Raw genomic sequence first — 5,764 nt, forward strand, 5'->3', positions numbered from 1 at the left:
TCCGACGGCAGGCGAATGCATGACGCCGTGTCCCGAGAAGCCGGTTGCAAAGATGAAATTCGCAATGTCCTCGTGCGGACCGACGATACCGTTGTGGTCCAGCAGRTTCATCTCGTAGTGGCCGGCCCAAGCGTTTTGGACACGAAGATTCTCAAGTGCCGGCACCCGGTGGGCCAAAGCTGGCCAGAGGGCGTTTTCGAGAAGGTCGTGATTGGGTTCGAAATCACCCTCGGCGTTGGGATCATTCCCGGCTTCCGGCGCAATCCCGGCAATGAAACCTTCTCCCTCGGGGCGCATCCAAGCCCCGGAAGCATCGAAAAGCATTGGAACGGTTTCGCCCTCGAGAGGCGCTTTGATGTGGAAGACGGTCCGCTTTCGCGGTTCGACCGGAATGTCGATATCGAGCCAAGCCGAAACCTTGCCCGATGCGGGTCCTGCCGCATTGATGCACCAATCAGCCGCGATGGTTTTATCGTCTGCGGTCCTCACAGCGACGACCGATCCGCCCCGTACGTCGATCGCTCTCACTTCGGTCGCGATGAAATCCACTTCGCGTTTCTTGGCTTCACGACGAACCAGTTGCAGAAGTGCCCAGGCATCGAACCAACCTTCGTTGGCTACTCCATAGGTCGCACCAGCAATATCGTCCACGTTGAGCCAGGGAAAGAGCAGCTTCGCCTCGGATGGCGATAAGCTTTTCACGTCCGCACCTTCGGCTCTCTGCATATCGGCTCCGGCCCAGCGTGTTTCCATGCCGTCTGTTCCGATGATCAGGTAGCCGCGCTCGGTAAAGCCGATATCGGCATCGTCGCCGAACCACGTTTTGATGGACTTGAAGAAATCGGCTCCGAACAGACTCATCCTGACATTGATCGGGCAACCGAACTGCGTTCGGATGGATGCGGCCGAGAGAGCCGTCGACGAGAATTGGTACGTCGGATCTTTTTCCAGGACGCTGATCCGTCCTTTGAACCCGCATTGACGGAGGAAAAAGGCCGTGAAGCTGCCCATGATGGCGCCACCGATGATCACGACTGATTCCATTCGGCTCGTCATGGAGCGCTCGCGGCATTCTGATCAGGTGACGATTCGGACTGGCTCGCCGCCGAATCCTGGCGGATAATAAAGGGATTGCTCGTTGTTCCCACGCTGTCGATCCAGACCGTCTTGGTCTGGAGATAGGCGTTGATCGCCTCCTGGCCGCTCTCGCGTCCGATGCCACTGCGTTTGTATCCGCCGAAAGGCGCCATGTAGCTCAAAGCGCGATACGTGTTGATCCAAATCGTACCGGCTTCCAGTCTCGCCGAGCTTCTCAGGGCGCGGCCGATGTCGCTGGTCCACACGCCTGCCGCGAGACCGTAGGGACTGTCGTTGGCCAAGGAGAATGCCTCGTCTTCGTCGTCGAACGGGATCACCGACAGAATGGGCCCGAACACTTCTTCTCTTGCGATCCGCATGGCATTCGACACACCAGTGAAAATCGTCGGCTCCACGAACCAGCCTGCCGCTAGATCGGTGGCTGTCGGGGTGCCGCCGCCTAGTACACAGGATGCTCCCTCGCGACGGGCCACGTCCATGTAGTCGAGCACCTTCCCGCGCTGAGCCTCGGTCGTGATCGGTCCCACCTGCGTATCGTCCCGCGCGGGATTGCCTATGCGAGCACTGCGGGCCATGGTGACGATCTTATCGACCACTTCGTCATGCACCCTGCGGTCCACCAAAAGTCGCGAGCCCGCGATGCAGGTCTGACCGGTCGCCGCAAAAATTCCAGAGATGACCCCCGGCACGGCGCTGTCAAGTCGAGCATCGCCAAAGACGATGTTGGCCGATTTCCCCCCGAGTTCAAGCGTCACGTGCTTAAGCCCCTCGGCCGCCGCTTTGTAGATCGCAATGCCGCCTGGCTCGCCGCCGGTGAACGCAATTTTGGCCACGTCCGGGTGGTGGACGAGTGGGACGCCCACCTCGAGCGGCATTCCCGTCACCGTGTTGACGACGCCCGCCGGAAAGCCCGCTTGTTCGAACAGCTCGATGAAGGCCAGAGTCGATGCCGAAGCGTGCTCGGATGGTTTGATCACCACCGTGTTGCCGGCAGCGAGAAGTGGCGCGAGCTTCCAGGTCAGCAGCATGAGCGGCGAATTCCAGGGGACGATCGCGGCGATAACGCCCAATGGCTCCTGCCGCGTGAAAGCGAACATGCCCGCCTTGTCGATAGGGAGAACGCTCCCTTCGATCTTGTCGGCAAGGCCGCCGAAATACCGATACCATTCGGGAACGTAGTGCAGCTGCGCCCTCATTTCGGCGATCAGCTTGCCATTGTCGCGCGTCTCGATGGCCGCAAGCTTTTCTGCATTCTGCGCGATGAGGTCGGCGAGACGCACGAGCAGCTTCCCCCTAGCGGAGGCATTGAGCTTGGGCCACTCGCCGCTCTTGAAAGCCCGCGATGCAGCGGCGACCGCCGCATCCACATGAGACGCATCGCAACGAGGAATGAGCGCCCAGGGTTTGCCGGTGAAAGGATCGTGGCTTTCGAACGTCCCCGTGGTCTCAACCGCGCGACCATCGATGATATTGTGGAAAGTCGCGAGCGCGTTCATGGCATCCTTCAGATGGTTGCGAAACCGAGATGGGCGCGGAAGCGGTTCTTCACATGAACGGCGTCGCGCGGCGGAAGTGAACGCGGCAGATTTTCGGCCTTGACCTTGACGACGAAAAGGCGCGGCGCCCCTGTAGATCGATGAATCTCGGCGCGGAGTTCGTCGACGCCTTTGAGATCCCGCACGACTCGCGTGTCGGAGATGCCGCAGGCTTGCGCCACGCTGGCGAGTTCGAGTCCCAGACCGGTATGGCTTTGCTGCATGCCGGTTTCGCCGAAATGATTGTTGTCGATCACCACGACCACGAGATTCTTTGGTTTGGCCACACCGATCGTCGCCAGCCCACCGAGACCCATCAGTTGCTCGCCGTCCCCGGTGATCACCACAACCGTCTTGTCCGGTTGCGCCTGGGCAAGCCCAAGCCCGACCAGGGCAGCACTGCCCATTGCTCCCCACAGATAGAAATTGGCGTCAAGGTCGCCCAGGGAGTGAACGTCGTAGCTCGGTGAACCGAGACCCGTGACGACGAGCAGATCGCCCCTGTCTTTGAGGAGCGCCGCAACGGCCTGTCGGCGATCGAGGAGGCTTGGGGAGTTTTTCATAGCCGGGCTCACCACTTCTTCTTGCCGAGCAATCGCTGGGATATCAGAACGGCAACCTGCTGATCACCCTCGTAGGCCAAAACCGCGGCGGACGACACGGCTTCGATCAAGTCTTCCGGAGTGTCGGCGCGAATGACGCGCACGCCCACCGCCACCAACGTGGCTTCTGTCGCGAGCCCCATCGGCACCTGCCATGGATTGAACTCGGCCCATTCCCCCCGCATGGTGACCAGCATCAGCAACGGAAAGCGCGACATGATGGGTAACGACAGCATGTTGATACAATTGCCCGCGCCACTGGACTGCATCAGCAACACGCTGCGCTGACCGCCGAGCGCGGCGCCCGCCGCAATGGCCACCCCTTCTTCCTCGGTGGTCAGGACGTTGCAGGCAATGTCCGGATCGGCATTCATCAGCTCGATAAGCGTCGAATGACCGGCATCCGGTACGTAGGCCATGTGACTGACCTTGGCTGCTTTAAGCACGCGATAGAGTTCGAGCGGCCACGTCTGTGCGATAACGGCCTGCGCACTCGCCCCAGCCTGCTCGGTTGACTTGAACTTGGTTTTCACCGCCGTGCCACCACTGCCCACTTCGAATTTCCTCGCTTGATATTCGCTTAGATTAGAGCCTTGACTCTCATCGCGAACCACGAATTGCTTGTGAGCAGATATACCCAATAGTGATAGATCATGGATTTCACTCAACTCCGTACCCTGATCCACGTCGCCGAGCTCGGAAGCCTCARCAAAGCGGCCGATAGGTTGCGCATCGCGCAACCTGCGCTCAGCCGACAAATTCGGCTGCTTGAGGAAGAGCTGAAGACGCGCCTCTTCGAACGGCACGGCCGCGGGATGGTCATGACGGACATCGGGCGGGAGGTCCTCAGCCATGCCAGCCGGATCATGGCCGAGATGGAGGAGATAAGAGCAAGCGTCACGGACATGAACGCGATGCTGACGGGGAAAGTCGTGATCGGCATGCCTCCCACGGTCGCCGATATCATCTCGGTTCAGGTCGTGGCTGCCTTCCGCAGAACTCATCCGCAGATCGAACTGCGCTTCGTGAGTGCATTTACAGGCTACCTGCTCGACTGGCTTCAACGTGGCGAAGTGGACGTGGCCGTCTTGTATGATCCGCAGCCGACGCGCTCACTCCGATCGAAACCTCTGCTCCTGGAAAATCTTTTTCAGGTGGGGCCGCCCGATGCATCGCTCTCGGTCGTTCGCGCCGTACCATTTGCCCATTTGGTCCGGCATGACTTGTTGCTTCCCAGCCCTCGCCACGGCCTGCGCGCGATCGTCGAACGTTGCGCTGCTGATCTCGACATCGAGCTGAAGGTGAGCATCGAGGCCGACTCGTTTCAAACGCTGAAGGATCTGGTCAGCAACGGCTATGGCATGACGGTCCTGCCGCTTGCCTCCATCCACAGTGACGTCACGGCCGGACGCCTGACGGCGGCGCCGCTGTTCGATCCAAGCCCTGTGCGCCGATTGGTGATGGCGTTGCCCAGCGACCGCCCTGCCTCGCGCGCCGCACGCTTCGCAGCGGATACCATCACCGAGGTCGTGACAGACCTCGTCAACCGGGGCATCTGGATCGGGCAGCTGATTGACGGCTAACCAATAGCAAGATGTTATAGCTGGTAGCTTGTCTACTGCTTTGAAGTCATACCTCATCGACTGATAAGATCGGGGTCTTCAAGGCGGCAACCTATCATGACCCACGAACTCGATCACCCCGAAATCCGCGAAGCGGTTCGCAAGCTTTGCGAGCAATTTCCGGGCGAATACTGGCGCACGCTCGACCGGGCGATGGAATATCCGACGGCGTTCGTCGATGCGCTCACCAAATCCGGATTTCTGTCCGCGCTGATTCCGGAAGAGTATGGCGGTGCCGGTCTAACGCTTTCAGCGGCAGCCGCCATTCTCGAGGAGGTTCAACGCGCCGGATGTAACGGCGCCGCCTCTCACGCGCAGATGTACGTGATGGGAACGGTGCTGCGGCACGGCAACGATGCACAGAAGGCTGCGTATCTGCCGAAGATCGCTGCGGGCGAATTGCGGCTCCAGGCCTTCGGTGTCACCGAGCCGACCAGCGGAACGGATACCACGTCGATCAAGACCTTCGCTCGCCGCGAGGGCGACGAGTACGTCATCAACGGCCAGAAAGTGTGGACGAGTCGGGCAGAACATTCCGACCTGATGCTGCTGCTGGCGCGCACGACGCCGCGAGACCAGCTGGCGAAGCGGACCGACGGGCTCTCGACGTTTCTCGTCGACATGCGTGAGGCGAAGCGGGCGGGTCTCACGATCCGGCCTATCCGCACGATGATGAATCACTCAACCACTGAATTGTTCTTTGAGGATGTGCGGGTGCCGGCCGCCAACCTCATCGGCGAGGAGGGCAAAGGTTTTCGCTACATCCTCTCCGGCATGAACGCAGAACGCATCCTGATCGCAGCCGAATGTATCGGTGACGCCAAATGGTTTTTGGAAAAGGGCTCGGCCTACGCTCGCGATCGGTCGGTCTTCGGCCGGCCGATCGGCCAGAACCAGGGAATACAAT

Annotated in this window: 6 protein-coding genes; 2 read left to right on the forward strand and 4 right to left on the reverse strand. The window is 60.3% G+C overall.

Translation table 11 applies throughout. From position 1 onward, the window contains the following. The 4 genes from AC1DT3_RS10720 to AC1DT3_RS10735 all read right to left on the reverse strand — a co-directional run. A partial coding sequence (locus AC1DT3_RS10720; protein ID WP_477465243.1) for an NAD(P)/FAD-dependent oxidoreductase occupies window positions 1–1,044 on the reverse strand: 1,044 nt, incomplete at its 3' end. 8 nt (window positions 1,045–1,052) lie between these two features. Next, the gene (locus AC1DT3_RS10725) at window positions 1,053–2,594 is read right to left on the reverse strand and encodes an aldehyde dehydrogenase (RefSeq protein ID WP_477465244.1); all 1,542 of its coding nucleotides are present in this window, start codon (window positions 2,592–2,594) and stop codon (window positions 1,053–1,055) included. An 8-nt stretch (window positions 2,595–2,602) separates the two neighbouring features. Further along, window positions 2,603–3,196, reverse strand: coding sequence for a thiamine pyrophosphate-dependent enzyme (locus tag AC1DT3_RS10730; RefSeq protein WP_477465245.1), 594 nt, complete (start codon window positions 3,194–3,196; stop codon window positions 2,603–2,605). 8 nt (window positions 3,197–3,204) lie between these two features. Beyond that, window positions 3,205–3,714, reverse strand: coding sequence for a thiamine pyrophosphate-binding protein (locus AC1DT3_RS10735; RefSeq protein WP_477465248.1), 510 nt, complete (start codon window positions 3,712–3,714; stop codon window positions 3,205–3,207). A gap of 174 nt (window positions 3,715–3,888) precedes the next feature. On the opposite strand from AC1DT3_RS10735, the gene AC1DT3_RS10740 reads away from it, so the two are divergent. Together AC1DT3_RS10740 and AC1DT3_RS10745 are read left to right on the forward strand one after the other, a co-directional pair. After that, complete coding sequence (locus tag AC1DT3_RS10740; RefSeq protein ID WP_477465246.1) at window positions 3,889–4,818, forward strand: LysR substrate-binding domain-containing protein; 930 nt, start codon at window positions 3,889–3,891, stop codon at window positions 4,816–4,818. A gap of 96 nt (window positions 4,819–4,914) precedes the next feature. After that, the coding region (locus AC1DT3_RS10745) for an acyl-CoA dehydrogenase family protein (protein WP_477465247.1) at window positions 4,915–5,764 on the forward strand (850 nt) is incomplete at its 3' end.

It is taken from the genome of Microvirga sp. P4_G7 (assembly GCF_056401005.1).

What these genes read in the sequence shown, in the direction of transcription:
- AC1DT3_RS10725 (WP_477465244.1), bottom strand. Translation starts at nt 2,594, where the DNA reads ATGAACGCGCTCGCGACTTTCCACAATATCATCGATGGTCGCGCGGTT.
- AC1DT3_RS10730 (WP_477465245.1), bottom strand. Translation starts at nt 3,196, where the DNA reads ATGAAAAACTCCCCAAGCCTCCTCGATCGCCGACAGGCCGTTGCGGCG.